At 47.6% G+C, this 19005-nt stretch carries 17 protein-coding genes; all 17 read left to right on the top strand.

Features of this window, described 5'->3' with window-relative positions; translation table 11 throughout:
- The first annotated feature begins 34 nt into the window (after positions 1-34).
- The 17 genes from atpD (at position 35) to GCU48_RS08145 (ending at position 18905) form a co-directional block, all read left to right on the top strand.
- Positions 35-1435, top strand: coding sequence for a F0F1 ATP synthase subunit beta (gene atpD, locus GCU48_RS08230; protein ID WP_025717573.1), 1401 nt, complete (start codon positions 35-37; stop codon positions 1433-1435).
- 72 nt (positions 1436-1507) lie between these two features.
- Positions 1508-1915, top strand: coding sequence for a F0F1 ATP synthase subunit epsilon (locus GCU48_RS08225; protein WP_152379661.1), 408 nt, complete (start codon positions 1508-1510; stop codon positions 1913-1915).
- Between the two features lie 353 nt (positions 1916-2268).
- A complete protein-coding gene (locus GCU48_RS08215) occupies positions 2269-2520 on the top strand; it encodes a DUF1146 family protein (RefSeq protein WP_025717575.1) in 252 nt (83 codons plus the stop codon).
- A 323-nt stretch (positions 2521-2843) separates the two neighbouring features.
- On the top strand, positions 2844-4199 hold the full coding sequence (gene murA / locus GCU48_RS08210) for a UDP-N-acetylglucosamine 1-carboxyvinyltransferase (protein WP_025717576.1): 1356 nt from the start codon (positions 2844-2846) through the stop codon (positions 4197-4199).
- 220 nt (positions 4200-4419) lie between these two features.
- On the top strand, positions 4420-5865 hold the full coding sequence (spoIID, locus tag GCU48_RS08205; RefSeq protein ID WP_152379660.1) for a stage II sporulation protein D: 1446 nt from the start codon (positions 4420-4422) through the stop codon (positions 5863-5865).
- Positions 5866-5935: 70 nt separating this feature from the next.
- Positions 5936-6676 (top strand): stage II sporulation protein SpoIIQ, encoded by a 741-nt coding sequence (spoIIQ, locus tag GCU48_RS08200; protein ID WP_025717578.1) that lies wholly within the window; start codon positions 5936-5938, stop codon positions 6674-6676.
- A gap of 201 nt (positions 6677-6877) precedes the next feature.
- On the top strand, positions 6878-7165 hold the full coding sequence (gene spoIIID, locus GCU48_RS08195; protein WP_025717579.1) for a sporulation transcriptional regulator SpoIIID: 288 nt from the start codon (positions 6878-6880) through the stop codon (positions 7163-7165).
- Between the two features lie 170 nt (positions 7166-7335).
- A complete protein-coding gene (mreB, locus tag GCU48_RS08190; protein WP_025717580.1) occupies positions 7336-8334 on the top strand; it encodes a rod shape-determining protein in 999 nt (332 codons plus the stop codon).
- A 123-nt stretch (positions 8335-8457) separates the two neighbouring features.
- Positions 8458-9342, top strand: a complete 885-nt coding sequence (locus GCU48_RS08185; protein WP_152379659.1) for a flagellar hook-basal body protein — start codon at positions 8458-8460, stop codon at positions 9340-9342.
- A gap of 13 nt (positions 9343-9355) precedes the next feature.
- Entirely contained in the window at positions 9356-10183 is an 828-nt protein-coding gene (locus tag GCU48_RS08180) for a flagellar hook-basal body protein (protein ID WP_152379658.1), read from the top strand.
- Between the two features lie 10 nt (positions 10184-10193).
- Positions 10194-10406: a DNA-directed RNA polymerase subunit beta gene (locus GCU48_RS08175; RefSeq protein WP_152379657.1), complete on the top strand. Its 213-nt coding sequence runs from the start codon at positions 10194-10196 to the stop codon at positions 10404-10406.
- A 911-nt stretch (positions 10407-11317) separates the two neighbouring features.
- Positions 11318-11764 carry a 3-hydroxyacyl-ACP dehydratase FabZ gene (gene fabZ / locus GCU48_RS08170; RefSeq protein ID WP_152379656.1) on the top strand — a complete coding sequence of 149 codons (447 nt, stop codon included), beginning with the start codon at positions 11318-11320 and terminating at the stop codon, positions 11762-11764.
- A gap of 95 nt (positions 11765-11859) precedes the next feature.
- The gene (locus GCU48_RS08165) at positions 11860-13578 is read left to right on the top strand and encodes a phospho-sugar mutase (protein WP_152379655.1); all 1719 of its coding nucleotides are present in this window, start codon (positions 11860-11862) and stop codon (positions 13576-13578) included.
- Positions 13579-13753: 175 nt separating this feature from the next.
- Positions 13754-15763: a DUF5693 family protein gene (locus tag GCU48_RS08160; RefSeq protein ID WP_152379654.1), complete on the top strand. Its 2010-nt coding sequence runs from the start codon at positions 13754-13756 to the stop codon at positions 15761-15763.
- On the top strand, positions 15739-16866 hold the full coding sequence (csaB, locus tag GCU48_RS08155; RefSeq protein ID WP_025717587.1) for a polysaccharide pyruvyl transferase CsaB: 1128 nt from the start codon (positions 15739-15741) through the stop codon (positions 16864-16866). The genes GCU48_RS08160 and csaB overlap by 25 nt, the downstream gene beginning before the upstream one ends.
- Before the next feature lie 8 nt (positions 16867-16874).
- A complete protein-coding gene (locus GCU48_RS08150; RefSeq protein ID WP_152379653.1) occupies positions 16875-17636 on the top strand; it encodes a WecB/TagA/CpsF family glycosyltransferase in 762 nt (253 codons plus the stop codon).
- Between the two features lie 138 nt (positions 17637-17774).
- Positions 17775-18905, top strand: coding sequence for a glycosyltransferase family 4 protein (locus GCU48_RS08145; protein WP_152379652.1), 1131 nt, complete (start codon positions 17775-17777; stop codon positions 18903-18905).
- The last annotated feature ends 100 nt before the right edge of the window (positions 18906-19005 follow it).

Raw genomic sequence — 19005 nt, 5'->3', positions numbered from 1 at the left:
CGGCTGTGCAAGCTTGTAGGAGGGAAACCAAAAGATGAACAAAGGACGCGTAGTGAGCATCCAGGGTCCGGTTGTTGACGTTGAATTTGAACGCGGTCAGCTTCCGGAGATCCTAAATGCTATTCATATTGGGACTGTGCTGGAGACTGGAGTTAAGCTGGATCTAACGCTTGAAGCATCAAAGCATCTGGGCGATAATCGTGTACGTTGTATTGCCATGTCTTCCACAGACGGTCTGGTTCGCGGAGCTGAAGCGGTAGACCTGGGGGCGCCTATTTCGGTGCCTGTTGGTGAGGCTACTCTGGGACGCGTATTTAACGTGCTGGGAAATCCAATTGATAACGGTGCTGACATTAGTACAGCAGAAAAAAATCCGATTCACCGTCAGGCCCCTTCTTTCGATGAATTGACGACTCAAGCGGAAATGCTCGAAACAGGCATTAAAGTTATCGACTTGCTGGCTCCTTATGCCAAAGGCGGTAAAGTTGGATTGTTCGGTGGTGCTGGTGTAGGTAAAACCGTAACCATCCAAGAATTGATTAACAACATTGCTCAGGAGCATGGCGGTATTTCTGTATTTGCGGGTGTAGGTGAACGCACACGTGAAGGAAATGACTTGTACCATGAAATGAAAGAGTCCGGCGTTATCAACAAAACAGCGATGGTGTTTGGACAAATGAATGAGCCTCCGGGTGCGCGTTTGCGTGTTGCCCTCACGGGTCTGACGATGGCGGAGTATTTCCGTGATCAAGAAGGCCGTGACGTATTGCTCTTTATTGATAACATCTTCCGCTTTACTCAAGCGGGTTCTGAGGTTTCAGCCCTGCTGGGACGTATGCCTTCCGCAGTAGGTTACCAGCCTACGCTGGCAACTGAAATGGGTCAATTGCAAGAACGGATTACTTCAACTAAAAAAGGTTCTGTTACTTCCATTCAGGCGATCTATGTGCCTGCGGATGACTACACTGACCCGGCACCTGCTACAACATTTGCCCACTTGGATGCAACGACAAACCTGGAACGTAAAATTTCCGAAATGGGTATTTACCCAGCGGTTGATCCACTCGCATCAAGCTCCCGGATCTTGTCTCCAGACGTTGTAGGTGAAGAGCATTACAATGTAGCGCAAGGGGTAAAACAAATTTTGGCCCGCTACAACGAACTTCAGGATATCATTGCCATCCTGGGTATGGACGAACTGAGCGAGGAAGACAAAATGCTGGTAGCACGTGCACGTAAAATCCAGCGTTTCCTGTCCCAACCTTTCCACGTTGCCGAGGCGTTTAACGGCTTCCCGGGTAAATATGTACCGGTTAAAGAAACGGTACGAAGCTTCAAAGAAATTCTGGAAGGGAAGTATGACCATCTTCCAGAAGCAGCGTTCCTTTTCGTAGGAGCCATCGAAGAAGCAGTAGAAAAAGCCAAAACAATGTAATTACACAGGCAAAGAATAGCCGAAAGCCTTACGAAGTGAGCTGTCTGTGGACAGCTTTCAGGAGGGATTCAAGTGAGCACGTATTTATTAGAGATTGTGACGCCGGAGCGCCTGGTCTATACAGAGCAGGTCAACAGCATCAGTGTTCGCGGCTCGGAAGGCGACCTTGGTATTTTACCTGGACACCTTCCCTTGGTCACTCCCTTGAAGATTGCACCGGTAAGTATCAAAATCGGTGGTCAGACTGAGGTGATCGCGGTCAATGGGGGCTTTGTTGAAGTCCGCAAGGATAAAGTGGTTATTTTGGCTGAGAGTGCGGAACGCTCTGAAGATATTGACGTAGAGCGTGCCCGTGCGGCAAGGGAGCGGGCGGAGCTGCGGCTCCAGAGCAAGCAGGAGCAGATAGACCATCATCGGGCGGAAGTGGCTCTGCAACGGGCGCTTAACCGTTTGAATGCTACAAGTATCAGGACCAAATAAGAATTAAATATTAGGTTTTAGTGGAATTATTAAAGGGTTCGGCATAGTATACGGATGGAATGACAGGGAGACCGCTTCATAACTTCTGCCAGAGAATGTCCGGCAGGTGGAGAGGAAAACCTTTCCTTCCTTCAATCACTGTGATCGGGCCCTTTTTTTAATATCATTACCAAATATGCAGTCCTATTTCTTGCTCGGCAGCTAGGTACATAGTACCTTTTAAATTCACGAAACAGAAGTAATTATTCATATTTTGTCGAGATAAATGTTCTGAAAGCAGAAATATGACTAGCATATTAGGCGCTCGCCGAGTATTATAAAGAAGTCTGTGAAGCAGATGGGAGGGATTACGGATGAACGGGAAGCAGCAGCTGGCTGAACAGCTAAGTCAATCGGCGAGTATGACCGCGTTGATCTCCATGATCGTGTCACTCATCTGTATAGCGCTAGCTTGGTGGGCTTTACAGAGCTTAAAGCTGGATTTAATAATCCGGCACCCCAAAGGACCGCATGGCAGATTGTTGCACTTGTTTCTTGCTATTATCGTCGGACAGTTGGTTTCTGGTTTCCTGCTGAGCTACATCTCATGGAGCCAGATGCTCTAGTGTGTTGTTTTAACATGGAGCGAGCGGGTTATATGACTTTATGACTGCGTCATTGCGGGAAATGTCGAATAACATCGTTTCAGATTGTCAACAATGGTAAACAAAAGAACCATACATGTATAACCGACTGAATCAGTTGGAGTATGATGGACGTCAAGTACAAAAAACGCTTGTATACTTGTTTTGATCAGTGGTATGATGGCAGTTAGGGTATTAATAAAATCTTGTTTTTTATGTAATGAAAAAGCAAGGCATGAAAATAGCGGAATATGTTCTTTTTTTCCATGATGGAAAAGGGAAATGACGCGCGGAGGGAACCATAGATGAGCAAATTTATCGTCCGCGGTGGCAACAGATTGACCGGGAGTGTCAAAGTCAGCGGAGCCAAAAACTCAGTTCTGCCGATCATCGCTGCTTCTCTGCTAGGAGAAGAAGGAGAAAGTGTTATTATTGATGCGCCTCCTCTAGACGATGTGATGACCATTAACAAAGTACTGGAGTCCTTAGGAGCAGGCGTTACATACCAAGATGAGGTCATTCGTGTTGACGCGCGGAAGATAATTTCCTGTGAAGCCCCTTATGAGTGGGTTAGGAAAATGCGCGCATCATTCTTGGTTATGGGACCGTTGCTTACACGTTTGGGACATACGAGAATTTCGCTTCCGGGCGGCTGCGCAATTGGCACACGACCAATTGACCAGCATTTGAAGGGCTTTGAAGCATTGGGGGCCGAGATTAGTCTAGGCCAAGGTTTTATTGAAGCGAAAAGTAACGGGCGTCTGCGTGGAGCCAAGGTTTATTTGGATGTAGCCAGCGTAGGAGCAACCGAGAATATTATGATGGCCGCTACTCTTGCCGAGGGCGTAACCACTATTGAGAATGCTGCTAAGGAACCTGAGATCGTTGATCTTGCGAACTTCCTCAATGGTATGGGAGCCAAGGTACGTGGTGCGGGTACTGGCGTTATTCGTATTGAAGGCGTCGAGAAACTTCATGGTGTGAAGCATACGGTCATTCCCGACCGTGTAGAAGCAGGTACTTATATGGTTGCTGCTGCGATCACAGGCGGGAACGTATATGTGGAAGGGGCAATATCTGATCATTTGGGACCTGTTATCTCCAAGATGGAAGAAATGGGTGTAACCATTCAACCAGATGAAAACGGAGTTCGTGTTATCGCTGATAAGCCGTTAAAGGCTGTTGATGTTAAAACGTTGCCTTATCCTGGTTTCCCTACGGATATGCAGTCTCAGATGATGGCACTTCAACTTGCTGCTGAAGGAACGAGCATTATCACCGAAACCGTCTTTGAAAATCGCTTCATGCATGTGGATGAATTTCATCTTATGAATGCGGAGATTAAAGTCGAAGGTCGTTCTGCGATTGTAACAGGCAATGCGAAACTGACAGGCGCGAAAGTGACTTCGACAGATTTGCGTGCAGGTGCTGCGTTAATTCTGACCGGGCTTATTGCGGAGGGTACTACAGAGGTATCCGGTGTACATCACATTGACCGTGGCTACGTTCATTTGGCTGAGAAGCTGACTGGATTGGGTGCGGATATTTACAGAGTGACCGTAGAAGAGCCGAAGCTGGATCATTCGTCCACTACAGAGCGTGTAATATCGGAAGAAACTACAGGGAATTTGTTCAAAAAGATTCAACCTTCTCTGGCATAAGCTTTAACACACGCGGTGTATGAATATGGTTTACAAACAATTAGGAACCAAGTCCGAAAGGGCTTGGTTTTTTCGTGTTTTCGGCTTGTCTTTTTTCATTCTTTCAGCCCTCTTAAAACGGTTCTATCAAAGTGGACGACCTCATATGATTGAAAATATCTACTGGAGCAGTTGATTGCTTCCAGCCAGATATTCAGCCCTTTGATGGAGGTTTATGCCCATGAAAGATTCACAGGTTCGCATTCGTATACCGATTCATCATGCCAACGATCATCGCCGGGCTTTACCTGAAGAGGAAAGTCCCGGCTTTATAGCTGCTCCGGCACAGACAAGCAGGCTTGCCCAGCAGAGATCGGGTACACGAGGCCCAATGACCGCTGAAGCCAGGTACGCACGGCGTGCAACGGCAGTGACTCCCGCTGTGCATCTCGTAAGCGCGTCGCTGTCTGCCTCCGGCGCAGCAGCTCGTGCCACACGCGACGTAAGCTTACCGCCCGCATCAATGCCCGTGCCACACCTGCGGCCTGCCACCGGGCGTGCTCCACGCTGGGGAAGCCACCGTCCCTGGCTGCCAGCTGTCGCCATAGCAGGCCTGCTGGCGCTTGCGCTGGCTGTGCCTGCGTTAATGACGTGGCCACGTCATACGGCGAAGCCGTTGCCACCAGGCAGCCGCAAGGTAGCCCCCGAGATATCCGTCGCGGCTGCGAAGTCTGAAGCCACCGTCACGCGGCTGCCTGGGGTTCCACCCATCCCCGCGATCCCCGCTGCTCCAGCGCGTGGTGTTCCGACAGTGGCAGAGCCAGACGTGCGTGTTTACGTCACGTCTACGGGCCGTACAGAGACGCTGCCGCTGGAGGAGTACATTGTCGGTGTTGTAGCCGCCGAAATGCCGCCCAGCTTCGAAGGCGAGGCACTGAAGGCGCAAGCTATTGCCGCGCGCACCTTCATTACTCGGCGTTTGCTGGCTGATGATACCAGCGGCGCACCAGCAGGAGCAGATGTGACGGATACCGTTAAGCATCAGGCTTATATTTCTAAAGCTAAACTTACTAGAGAGTGGGGGCATTCCGGTAAAGCTGCTGAGCTGGCTAAAATTCGGCAGGCTGTACGCGATACCAAGGATACAATCATGGTGTATGAGGGCAAACCGATTACCGCTTCTTTTTTTTCTACCAGCAACGGTTATACCGAAAATTCAGAGGATGTTTGGGCCAAGGCAGTGCCCTACTTACGGAGTGTATCGAGTCCCTGGGACAAGCAGCTGGCTCCACGATATAAAGAAACCATCACACTAAGCCGTCAGGGCGTGTTTGATAGACTGGGATTGAGCCGTGCTGCGATGGCCGATTCTACTGGAGGAGTAAGTATGCCCGAGATTCAGGTGCTTTCCAAGACAGAAGGCCATCGGATCAAAAAGATTAAAGTAGAAGGGACAGTCTTTACAGGACCGGAAATTCGCAACAAACTGGGACTTCGTTCGGCTGAATTTACCTGGAGGACCGAAGGAAACAAGATTGCTATAACGACCTATGGCTACGGCCATGGTGTCGGCATGAGCCAGTGGGGGGCCAATGGAATGGCCAAGGAAGGCTATACTGCCACTCAAATTCTCCTTCACTACTATACTGGCATTTCCTTTGCACAGGCTTCTCGTATTCTAGGTTAGTAAATTTTTCAAAACTTTGAAGTATAAAAGAGTTGCACCCGGTAACACTGGTTACTGAGGTGATGAGCAAATGAGTGAACAAAATAAAAACCAGAACCAAAATCATGAAGAAACACCCAAAACCTTTCAGGGTGGAAGAGCTTCACAGCCGTCTTCGTGGAAAAAGCTGTTGTCCAAAAGGTGGGCATACCCGGCAGCCTACATTGCCGCAGCAGCCATTATACTAACTTTAGTGTGGGTCTATCAGGATGCCAGCCAGAAGTCTTTCAAACCTGACCCAGCTAGTCCATCGGTACAGAGCACAAGCGCAGTCGATACAGATGTTAACGGACAACAGCCAGAAAGTATGGAAGTCGTTGCCCAGTCGGAAAATATCGCATGGCCGGTGGCAGATGCCGCCGCAGTAAAGGTCGTAAAGCCATTTTTTGACGAAAATGCGACAGCTGATGAGCAGGCAGCAGCCATGGTAGAGTATGATAAAACCTTTACTGCTAACACCGGAATTGATCTTTCCCGGGCCGACGATCAAGCGTTTGAAGTGAGAGCCGCCCTGAGTGGCAAAGTATCCCGTGTGGAACAAAATCCGCTGGTGGGGAATGTCGTAGAAATCACGCATGATAACAATCTCAAAACGGTGTACCAAAGCTTGAGCGATCTGAAAGTAAAAGAGGGCGATCAAGTTAAACAGAATGATGTGATTGCTTCAGCGGGTCGTAACGAGCTTGAAAAAGATTTGAAAACGCATCTGCATTTTGAAGTGTACCAGGATGGCAAGCCGGTGAATCCTACAGGTCTGCTTCCTAAAAAATAAATTCAGTTATGGCTTTGCATGCAAAGCGGGGAATCCATATTCCCTGCTTTTTTCTTATTCATTTTTGTTCAGGAGGTAAACAGATAAGTTGCTTCTGTCAAATAAATAGGCCTTCGGAAGCATGTCTCCCGCCAAACCGCGAATATATAAGCACGCTCCTCATATAATGTACCAAACTATCCACAGTAGGGAGGCGGGAGCGTGCACGATTACATCAAGGAACGGACCATCAAAATCGGTCGCTGTATCGTGGAAACAAGGAATACGGTCCGTACGATTGCCAAGGAATTTGGTGTCTCCAAGAGCACGGTGCATAAAGATCTGACCGAACGGCTGCCTGAAATCAACCCGGATCTTGCCGATCAAGTAAAGCACATTCTCGAATACCATAAATCCATCCGCCATCTGCGGGGAGGGGAAGCGACGAAAATTAAGTACAAAAAAACGAGTGGGAAAAGAAGGGAGATTCTCATTTCCGGCAAGTCTTAAAAATATATAGTGAATTGGCTGGCAAAGCCATTGAATCAACCCCCTGAAGTATGATATGTTAAAAGATGGTACAAGACGAAAAATGACATGTAACCGTAGGTTTATACATATATTTGCCGCTTCTTGTCGAATCTTAGCTTTTAAAATATCACTTTGGGGGCCTTTTTAATATGTTCAGTAATGATATCGGTATCGACCTCGGTACGGCCAACGTGCTTATCCACGTCAAAGGGAAGGGGGTTGTTCTTGACGAACCTTCCGTTGTTGCGATAGAAAGCGATACAAAAAAAGTATTGGCTGTCGGAGAGGAAGCGCGTCGCATGGTTGGGCGGACTCCTGGTAATATCATAGCCATTCGTCCTTTGCGTGATGGTGTTATCGCCGATTTTGAAGTGACGGAGGCAATGTTAAAATATTTTATCAATCGGGTAGGGGGGAAAAGCTGGTACAGCCACCCTCGTATTTTGATTTGTGCACCGACGAACATTACCTCAGTGGAACAAAAAGCGATTCGTGAAGCGGCAGAGCGCAGCGGGGCGAAAGAAGTATTTTTGGAGGAAGAGCCAAAAGCAGCTGCCATCGGGGCAGGAATGGATATCTTTGAGCCTAGCGGCAACATGGTCGTGGATATTGGTGGTGGAACGACAGACGTCGCAGTCCTTTCTATGGGGGATGTGGTCACAGCTTCTTCCATTAAAATGGCAGGGGATAAGTTTGATACAGCCATCATGAAATATGTGAAAACCAAGTATAAGCTTCTCATTGGGGAACGTACGGCCGAGGATATCAAGATTGCTATCGGAACCGTGCATCCGAGTGGAAAACGTGCGGAAATGGACATTCGTGGACGGGATATGGTATCCGGATTGCCCAAAACATTAAGTATTTCCGCCGATGAAGTACAGGACGCGCTTAGAGACCCTGTGTCAGCGATTGTTGCTGCGGCCAAGTTTGTATTGGAGCAGACCCCACCGGAACTGTCAGCCGATATTATTGATCGTGGTGTCATTCTGACTGGTGGCGGTGCGCTGCTTAGCGGATTGGACGAGCTGCTTGCAGAAGAATTACGTGTTCCGGTATTGGTTGCCGAGGATCCGATGCATTGTGTTGTTAAAGGCACAGGAATTATGCTGGATAATTTGGATCATGTGGTTAAGAAAAAGTTCTAATCTGCCGATAGTGACTATATGAGACTCGTGTGTGGTCGGACAGGTTGCCTTACATATCGGCTTCCAAACCTCCATGCGAGTAGATGATGCATTAGCAGAGTATAGGATTGGGGTGCACGATACATGTTGAGAGGTCTATATACTGCGGCAGCCGGAATGATGACACAGCAACGACGCCATGACACCGTGACGCAAAATATTGCCAATATGAATACGCCGGGATACAAGCAGGAGAACAGCGTTCAACGTTCTTTTCCGGAAATGCTTATTTCTATGACGGGCGGTAACCCGGATAATCCGAACCGTACGGTCGGCAAGCTCAATACTGGCGTTTTTGCCGAGGAAAGCCTCTCCCCTTACATTCAGGGGATATTGAAGGACAGCGGACAGGCCACGGATTTCGCGATACAGTCCAATATCAGTGTGAACGACCCGGCAACGGGTCAGCCTATGGCTTTTGATCAGGCAGGGAAATTTGTTAATGCTAACGGTGAAGTCACCTATCGTCCAGAAGCGTTTTTTACGGTCCGTGACAATAACGGTAATGTACGCTATACACGTGATGGACATTTTCGGGTAAATGGAGCGGGGGCATTGCTTTCATCGACTGGCTCAGCAGTGCTGGATACGAATGGCAAACCGATTCGATTGACGGGTGCTGTCTCAGCACTTAAAGTAAATGAGCGGGGCGAATTGGTGGATAGCCAGTCCAACCAGACATTGGGAACAACGCTTGGAATTAGTGTCATAGATCGGCCGTACCAGCTCGTTCGTGAGGGCAATGGGAATTTCCGCCTGAATGATACGGATGGGGCTACAGCCAGAATGATGACCGCTAATGATACTGTGTCTGTTCGTCAGGGTTATCTGGAAGTATCTAATGTGGATGCTTCGCAGTCGATGGTGGATATGATGGCTGCGTTAAGAGCTTATGAAGCGAATCAGAAGGTTATTCAATTTTATGATAAAAGCTTGGACAAGGCCGTTAACGAAGTAGGCCGTGTATAACAGGGGGTAAGTGATGAACAACTCCATGATTGGCGCAATGGTATCTATGGCCAGTGTGCAACAGCGTTTGGATTTGATTGCCGATAATATCGCTAATATCAATACGACTGGCTATAAGAGTAAACAGGGCTCCTTTGAAGATGTGCTGGCTAATGTACAGCAACAGCCTTCAACGTATCTCCAAAACGGGCGGGCTATGCCGCTGGGTTATAATTTGGGCTACGGAGTTAAAACGGCCTCAATTATGAAAAATATGGAACAAGGATCACTCAAGGAGACGGGGCTTCCAACCGATCTGGCAATCCAGGGCAATGCCATGTTTGAAGTTCAGGGCAATGGGCAAAAAGCCTGGACTCGTGACGGTAGCTTTCATTTTGTTCCTGACCCGAATGACAGTGCAACGATGATGTTGACCACGGCTGAAGGCTATTCGGTACTGGACAACAATGATATTCCTGTGACTGCGCCAGCAGGCTCCAAGGTGGCTATTAATTCGGACGGTGAGTTGTTGATTCGTGCTAATGGGACGGGCGAACCAACAGCTGGTCAGCGAATCAAGCTGATGGATGTTCAACGTCCAGAAGGACTGGAACAGCGGGATGATAACCTGTTCGTATTAGCGAATGGAGTAACAGAAGCAAATGTATTCGGTGCAGCAGGTGTAGCGGGTGCTGTTCCAACGGACGTATCCGTGCGTTCCGGTTACCTGGAACAGTCCAACGTGGATTTAGCGGGTGAAATGACAGATATGATGCAAGTTCAGCGGATGTATCAAATGGCAGCGCGGGCGCTGACCTCTAGCGATACGATGATGAACCTGGCTAACAATCTGAGGGCTTAGGGCTTTGGTAATGAAAGAAGAACAATCCGATTCCCGTCGAGCTCCTGAAAAGACAAAGTCCCGTTGGCGTACTGCCCGTTATTTCGTAGTTCCGCTGCTGCTCCTGTTTTCACTGTTAGGTGGTTTAATTGTAGGATACGTGATTGTAGGTAAGCAAGGACTGGCAGGCGTATTTGAATGGAAAACCTGGCAGCATGTCATTGATCTTATATTTGCGCCTTAGTTTACTTTAAATGAGTGGCTGTGGTGGGAAAAGACCGCTCCGCGTGCAGATTGTTCTTCCGATTGCTGTTATCCCCGGATTCCTTTTTGATTTTAAAACATTGGAAGTTTGAATCCGGGGATAAAGGCAAACGCTGCGCTTCTCCAGAACAATTCTGCCCGCTCCGCTGCTACCCGCCATTAGGACCACTCTTATTAAAATAAACCACCCGCAATTTGTGTGGGTAGTAATAAAACAACAAAACCCTGTGCCAGTGGCGCAGGGTTTTGTTTTGTCTTCAATGCATTCAATGCAGAACCCTCCAGCGTAGCACGCATGGATTGCGGCCAATGGAGGCCATCACAGAGGCCTTCGGTTGTTTTGTTTCGCCCTTCACGACAAGCGAGCATTATTGAAGCGAGGCTTTCTTTTGAGCCAAAAGTAACTCGGCGGAGAGGTTTATTTGAATCTGGAGAAGCGATAGCGTTCGCCTTTGCCCCTAAATTTTAACCTTACAGGTTTTATAAAATGAAAAAATTAAGGGGCAACAGCGATCGGAAGATCAAATAAATCGCGCAGCCCGCCCCCCTTGACTCAAATTGAACGCCCGTTTCACCCCATAATAGGAGCAACCAATATGGTACTTCCGCGTAATTTTCTTTTTGCATCCGATAACTGTATAATGATGGGGAGTTTGTAACACTGCGGGGTAAGACCAAATACGGGCAAAAGGGCCTCTCCGCGCCTCTGGTTGCGTAACCGGCGGAAAAAGCCCCTTATCTCAACCTTCACTTCTGCAGTAGGTGAAGGATATCTAACATTGTTGCCGCTTTGCACTGTTTTTATGCAGCTCAGGTAGGGTAATATTATGCTTGCAGCCATTTATGATTGGTGCAAACCAAACCTGCAAGCGAGAGGAGTTATTAAGGTAAATGGACAAATTGCAATTGGATGTTAATCAAATTCAGGAAATTATTCCCCATCGACCGCCATTTTTGTTGGTGGATCGCATCATTGAGCTGGAGGAAGGGGTAAGAGCAGTAGGCATTAAAAATGTAACGATGAGTGAGCCTCATTTCATCGGACATTTTCCGGGGTATCCGGTCATGCCTGGTGTGCTGATCACCGAAGCACTGGCTCAGGTTGGGGCTGTTGCATTACTGCATTTAGAGAAAAATCGCGGCAAAATCGGTTTCTTGGCTGGGTTGGATGGTTTCCGCTTCCGCGGACAGGTGGTTCCTGGGGATACGCTGACGCTTGAAGTGGAAATAACCCGTTCTAAAGGGGCATTCGGCAAGGGGAAAGCTACGGCTAAAGTAGGCGATACGGTAGTAGCTGAGGGCGAGATTATGTTTGCTTTATCCGATCCTCCTCAATAAGCAGGCTCTGCTGACATAAGCACGACGTTTGAACCGAGTGCATGTGTACATAGAAACCCTGTTTTGACAACAAAAATGGAGAGGGGAAATTCCGTATGACGCAGTTGAGTGAAAAAGCACTAGAAGGCATTGAGAGCTGGCTGCAAGACCCTTATATTGATGAAGAAACCAAACAGGAGTTGCGCGCATTGGAGGGCAACGAGCAGGAGTTGGAGGATCGCTTTTACAAAGAGTTGGAATTTGGTACAGGTGGTTTGCGTGGAGTAATTGGTGCTGGCAGTAACCGAATGAACCGCTACGTCATTGGACGTGCGACTCAAGGGCTGGCTCGCTATATTTTAGAGCAGCATGCTGGAAAAGAAGGCAAGCCTTCGGTTGTCATTGCACATGATTCGCGCCATTTCTCGCCGGAGTTTGCCCTGGATGCAGCCTTGGTGCTGGCAGGCAACGGTATCGTAGCTAAGTTGTTCCCGTCCCTGCGTCCGACGCCACAGCTTTCGTTTAGCGTACGTCATTTGGGAGCCAGTGGGGGGATTGTCGTAACTGCGAGCCATAACCCGCCTGAATATAATGGATACAAGGTATACAATAATGAAGGTGGCCAGCTTGTTCCTGATCAGGCTGAGCAGGTGATTGGTTATATCCGTGAGGTTCCTACTTTTGCTGATATTAACCGTCTGACCCGTGAAGAAGCAGAGGCACAGGGACTGCTGGTTTGGCTTGGAGAAAAGGAAGATGAAGCGTTTGTAGAGACGGTGGCCAGTGTGAGTGTGAACCGTGAGCTGATTGCAGCCGGACCAGGGAAAAACTTTAAGGTTGTATTTACACCTCTTCATGGAACTGGAAATGTACCGGTGCGCCGTGTGCTGGAGAAAATCGGCTTTGAGCAGGTGCATATTGTACCTGAGCAAGAGCTGCCTGATGCTGAGTTTTCCACTGTCAAATCGCCTAACCCGGAGGAACGTGATGCATTCAAGTTAGCAATTGCACTGGGTGAGAAGATTGGTGCGGATTTGTTGATCGGAACAGACCCTGATGCTGACCGCATGGGGGCGGTTGTGAAGAACCGTGACGGCGAATATGTAGTATTGTCTGGAAATCAGTCCGGCGCAATTATGGCGTACTACTTGTTGAATCAGCTAAAAGAAACAGGTAAGCTTCCGAATAACGGGGCGGTCATCAAAACCATCGTAACCAGCGAAATGGGTGCAGTCATTGCCGAACATTTTGGCGCAACTGTGTTTAATACGCTAACTGGCTTTAAATATATTGGTGAGAAAATGAACCAGTTTGACCAAACGGGAGATTATACCTACCTGTTCGGTTATGAAGAGAGCTATGGCTATTTGGCAGGCAATTATGCTCGCGACAAGGATGCTGTTCTGGCGGCTATGCTGATTGCTGAAGCTGCTGCTTATTACAGCACTCAAGGTAAGACGCTGTATGATGTTTTACAAGAGCTGTACGATCAGTTTGGATACTTCCTTGAGACGTTGGAGTCTCGTACTCTGAAAGGCAAGGACGGAGTGGCGCAGATTCAGGGAAAAATGGCGGATTGGCGCAGCAACGTCCCTCAAGAGATTGCAGGGGTGAAGGTAGACAAGGTACTGGACTACTCGCAAGGGTTGGACGGTCTTCCACAAGAAAATGTGCTCAAATTTTTACTGGAGGACGGTTCATGGTTCTGTCTGCGTCCTTCTGGTACTGAGCCAAAAATCAAAGTATACTTCGCGGTACGCGGTTCTTCGCTGGCAGATGCGGAGCAAAGAATCAGCCGTCTGGCGGAAGCTGTTATGGCGCGCGTAGACGCTTGAGACAAATCCATTTATAATAGAATAGGGTAAGACAATTGGATATGAAATAAGTAATCGGTGACCTCTCACGGCAAAGGGCAGTACGCCGTGGGGGTCATTTCTATGTTGCGAATAATCTGGAATAGGCATTGGGAAAATAGATTTATTGCGGCAACGATATTAAGGAGGTTCTTTGGTGTATCAGAAATGGCAGTATTGGAATACGGCTTCTCGAAAATGGTTATGGATTCTGGTTGCACTCGGCTTGCTGGCCTCCATCCCAATCATCGCCGATCGTGTGAAGACAGAATCTTCAAGTAAAAAAGTAGAGATTGTATTCGATTATCGGGATTTGACAGAGGCAGCTTCGTACCAGGCTCACCCGCAGGACTATTTGAACGAGCAGCTGGACCGCTTAAAGCAAGCGGGTGTAAACAGTATGGCAATGTATGAAAGTACATTGGACGATTTCCGTAAAGCGGGCCGGGTCGTAACCTATACGACTCAGAACGTTGCTGATTTGGAAAAACGTCTTTCACCTGCAAATGAGAATTTTACGTATGTTGTTTTTGCTGACAAAGAAAATGCTGAGGCACTAAAGCCGTTAATTGAACGTACGTTTACAAGCCTTGGCATTAACGTGAAGCCATGGAGCTATCAGGGACAAGAAGGGCTGGTTGTGGAAACATCCCCGGAGGATGCGTATCTTAAGCCGATGCAGCCTGACCCGATTGCTATGAAGCAGCTTCGGAGCAAAGGATTTTTTATTGTTCCGCGGATGAGTGACAGTCTTCCTTATAACGAAAAATTGACGGAAGAGATGCTGGCCTCCTTTCAACAGAATGGTGTGAAACGCATTTTGTTTGAAGGGGATTCGGTCAAAGGCTTTACAGATAACGAAAAAGAGCATAGCTTGGCGGCATTTGCTAAATTGCTTAATAAATATGATATTGGCTTGGCTACTATTGAAAACTTGAAAAAACCACAAGCAGGCTTCAACAGGCTTGCCTACGATATTCACTATAACGTTGTCCGACTGTATTCTCTGAGTGACAAGGATTCAACACTTGATGTCGAGACCTTGGCGGACCGTTTTGCATTGGCGACCAAGGATCGCAATATTCGCATGCTTTATCTTAATACTGCCCCTACGCGCAGCGTGGCTGAGGCAAAAGTAAAGGATTCGGTAGACAATCTGATCCACAGCTTGGACAAACCAGGTAACGCTATACAACGGATGGAGAATAAGGGATTTGAGCTCGGACAGGCTGAACCATTCAAGGTGGTTGATTCGTCAATTCAACGCTATCTAAAAGTGGTCGTCGTATTGGGTGCACTTGCATTCTTCTCCATAATGGTGTCTTATTTCGCCCCGGTGTTGACCCTGCTGGTCTTTGTAGTCGGTTTGGTTGGCTCCGCAGGACTTTATGTCTTGAACTCCAGCCTGATGGAGCAAGGCTTGGCGTTGCTCGCAGCAATTAGCGGCCCTACAGTAGCAATGGTTATTGCCGTACGTACCGTTAGAATTAAACAAGAACAGGAGCTTTCTACAGGTCAGCGGTTGGTTCAAACCCTTATCTTGTACGTGCGAACAGCAATTTTGTCGCTGGCTGCGGTGCCTTTTGTTATTGCGCTGTTGAATAGTATTGCTTACAGTCTTGTATTGAACCAGTTTAGAGGTGTGGGTTTGCTTCACATTCTGCCAATCTTTTTGGCTGCGGTATATATTTTCTTTTATCGTGGCGTTTCTATACGTGAGGAAATTTCCAAGCTGCTCCGTACGCCGATTACCGTACTGTGGGTAGTTGCATTGGCTGTTATCGGAGCCGCAGGATTATACTACTTGAGCCGTACGGGGAATGCAGGTACAGTGTCGAACACGGAGCTGGTTTTCCGGAATTTTCTTGAGAATGCATTTGGTGTACGTCCTCGTAATAAGGAATTCTTGATGGCACACCCGCTGTTTATTGCAGGCGCGTTCTTGGCGTTAAAATACCGCAAAGCGATCTATTTATTGATTATAGCTGCTATCGGTCAAGCTTCTATGGTGGATACCTTTGCTCACATTCATTCTCCAGCAGCACTCTCGCTTAGTCGCGGGTTATTAGGATTGGGACTGGGTCTGCTCCTGGGAATTATCGCAATTGTCGTGTGGCAAGTGCTGGAAGGATGTTGGAAGAAATGGTCACCACAGCTCAAACGATAATAATCTCGGGTTATTACGGCTTTCGCAATAGTGGAGATGAGGCGGTACTCAAGTCCATTTTGACTGCATTAGAAGAGGAAAGTCGTGAAGCAGGGATTACGATCAAGCCTGTTGTTCTGTCTTCCGACCCCGCATGGACAAAGAAAATGTATGGAGTAGAAGCTGTCCCACGTATGAGCCTGGGGGAAGTTCGAAAAGCGATTCAAAACAGCGACGGGTTAATCAGTGGTGGTGGAAGCTTGCTTCAGGATGCGACAAGTCCCAAAAGCATTCCTTATTACCTTGCAATTCTCAAGTTGGCTCAATGGGCTGGTAAGCCGACGTTTGTATATGCTCAGGGCATTGGTCCGGTGCAACGAAAGATATTTTACCCCATGATCCGGTCTGTGTTTCAACGCTGCGAATATGTATCTGTAAGAGACAAGCAATCCGCTGCATTACTGAATAGCATGAAGCTTAAGCGCCCGCCTGTCGAGGTTGTTCCCGATCCGGTAATGGGACTACCATTGCCCTCCGCTGCCGAGCAAGCGGCTGAGAATGATCAGGGCGAGCTTCCGATCGTTGGTGTGTCAGTCCGCTACTGGGACAAGGAGCATCGTGAATTAAAGGCTATTGCAGACGGTTTGAAAAAATTAGCTGCTGGACGCCGTGTACACTTGCGTTTCTTACCGTTCCATTTGCCTGACGACGAGGAGGCCTCGAGAATGGTCATGGATTTGTTGGGGGATATTACGTCAACGGGAAGTCGTGTCAGTATGTGTGATCAGGTTACCGATCCTCAGCAGATGCTGTTGGAAGTCAGTCGTTGCAGCTTGATGATCGGGATGAGACTGCACAGCTTGATCTATGCAGCATCCCATCATGTCCCCCCGTTGGGGATATCCTACGATCCCAAAATTGACCATTTCCTCAGTCGTGTCGGCAGCCAGCCAGTAGGCACTACAGAAGCGCTGGATGGACAAAAGCTGGCTCAAGAGGCTACGCGGCTGCTAGACGAGCGAAATCAATGGATCGAGAGCCAGGGAGCGGCAATTGCTTTGTTGAAGAGCGAGGCCCGTTTGCCGGCACAGCATATCATTAATTACTTGTGTCGCAAAGGATGATGGATACAGTGACAGTTGATAAGGTTACGAATGTGCCTACCGTCCCGATTTTCGGTGTTCGGGTATCAAGGCTTAATATGAAAGATACTTTAAATGTATTAATCCAGGCGGTGGAGTCTCGCAGACCCCATCAAGTGATCACTGCCAATCCGATTATGGTTATGGCTGCATTGGAAGACCCTAAGTACATGTCAGTGATGAAGCAGGCCGAATTAATTGTTCCAGATGGGACTGGCGTGGTCTGGGCCGCAAATTATGTAGGACATCCTGTACCTGAGCGAGTGGCCGGTTTTGACTTGTTACATGAATTGCTTAGAGCCGGAGAAAACTATCGTTGGAAAGTTTATTTACTTGGATCAACATCCGAGGTGATTCAAGCGACTGCACAACGGGTACATGAGCTTTATCCTCGGATTACGGTTTGTGGCCAACGTGATGGATTTTTTGGACCCGAAGAGGACAAGGCAGTCATTGCAGCTATTCGTGAAGCGAATCCCGATTTGTTGTTTGTAGCACGTGGCGCGGACACACAGGAACCGTGGATTGGTAAATACAAGGAGCAACTTGGCGTGCCGATAATGATGGGGGTTGGCGGTAGTTTCGATGTTATATCTGGCAGAACAAAACGAGCACCCAAATTGTTCCAGAAACTCAGAGCCGAGTGGTTGTATAGGCTACTTAAAGAGCCTAGCCGGTACAAAAGAATGCTTGCGCTGCCCAAATTCGCCGTGAAAGTGATGCGTGAAAAAGAAAACGTCACAAAAGAGTGATAAATAGCTTGAATCTACCTTTAAAACCCGCTAATTTGCCAGAATATGAAGCTTGGTATTTATTTTTGATCAGAGTATAATTCAATGCGGTTACATCTGAAAAGGGATTTGCTTTAAAATTGGGGGTCGAATGATCAAATGCTATTGATCTATATTATTGGTTTCGTCATGGCACTGGGACTTGCGCTGTTACTGACACCGCTCGTTAAGAAATTCGCTGTTAAGGTTGGAGCCGTCGATGTACCGAATGCCCGAAAAGTACATACCCGGATTATGCCGCGACTTGGCGGACTGGGGATTTTCTTGGCGTTTCTGTTGTCCTTATTGGCGATTTTGCCTTTAGTACCCGACGGAATGCTGTCCTCACGGGATATTAACTTTATCGCGGCCTTTCTGATTGGCGGTACGCTGATTACACTGATTGGTGCTCTCGATGATCGTTTTGATCTCAATGCAAAGTTGAAATTTTTGGCTCAAATTGCCGTTGCTTGTATGGTTGTGTTTGCTTTTGATATTCGTGTGGACTTTGTAAATGTACCTTTTCAGGATGCATACTCGTCTTTGGAGAGCTGGATTTCCATCCCGCTTACGATCTTCTGGATTGTAGGTGTAACGAATGCCATCAATTTGATTGACGGTCTGGATGGACTGGCTGCGGGTGTATCGGGAATTGCGATTGGAACCATCTTTGTAATGGCCCTTCTGATGGGCAACTATATGGTGGCTATGCTTTGTCTGGTACTGCTGGGCAGCATTGTTGGATTTTTGTTTTTTAACTTTCATCCTGCTAAAATATTCATGGGTGATACTGGGTCGCTGTTTTTAGGTTTCTGTCTGGCCATGCTGTCCATGCTTGGTTTCAAGCAAATTGCTATCGTATCGTTTATTACGCCATTGATTATTATCGGTGTACCATTATCGGATACATTTTTTGCCATTGTTCGTCGCAAACTGCAGAAAAAACCGATTTTCTCACCGGATAAAGGTCATCTGCATCATTGCTTGCGCGAGCTAGGTTTCAGTCACAGACAGACCGTATTGATTATTTACTGTATTGCTGCATTTTTCGGTGTATTAGCTGTGATTCAATCGTATGCTGCGCTTAATGAAGCAAACTGGGTTATCTTTGTTGTGATATGTATTATGATGTTTTTCCTGCAGATTGGTGCAGAGGTCATTGGTCTCGTGGGTAAAACAAAGCGTCCAGTGATTAACACACTGATTCGCTTGTTGGCTAAGCCAGATTCGCAGACGCGATCGAAATTATAAATTTTCATTTTAAAAGTAAGTCTTCAAGCTTGGCGGTTTGCCGCGGGTTTGAAGGCTTTTTTGTTGTCTGCTGTAAAAAATCTCCCTCCTTTTTTGAGAA

Source organism: Paenibacillus brasilensis (genome assembly GCF_009363115.1).
Classification (GTDB): Bacteria; Bacillota; Bacilli; order Paenibacillales; family Paenibacillaceae; genus Paenibacillus; species Paenibacillus brasilensis.
The sequence above is the reverse complement of the archived record's forward strand: the minus strand, read 5'-3'. Positions and strand labels throughout refer to the sequence as shown.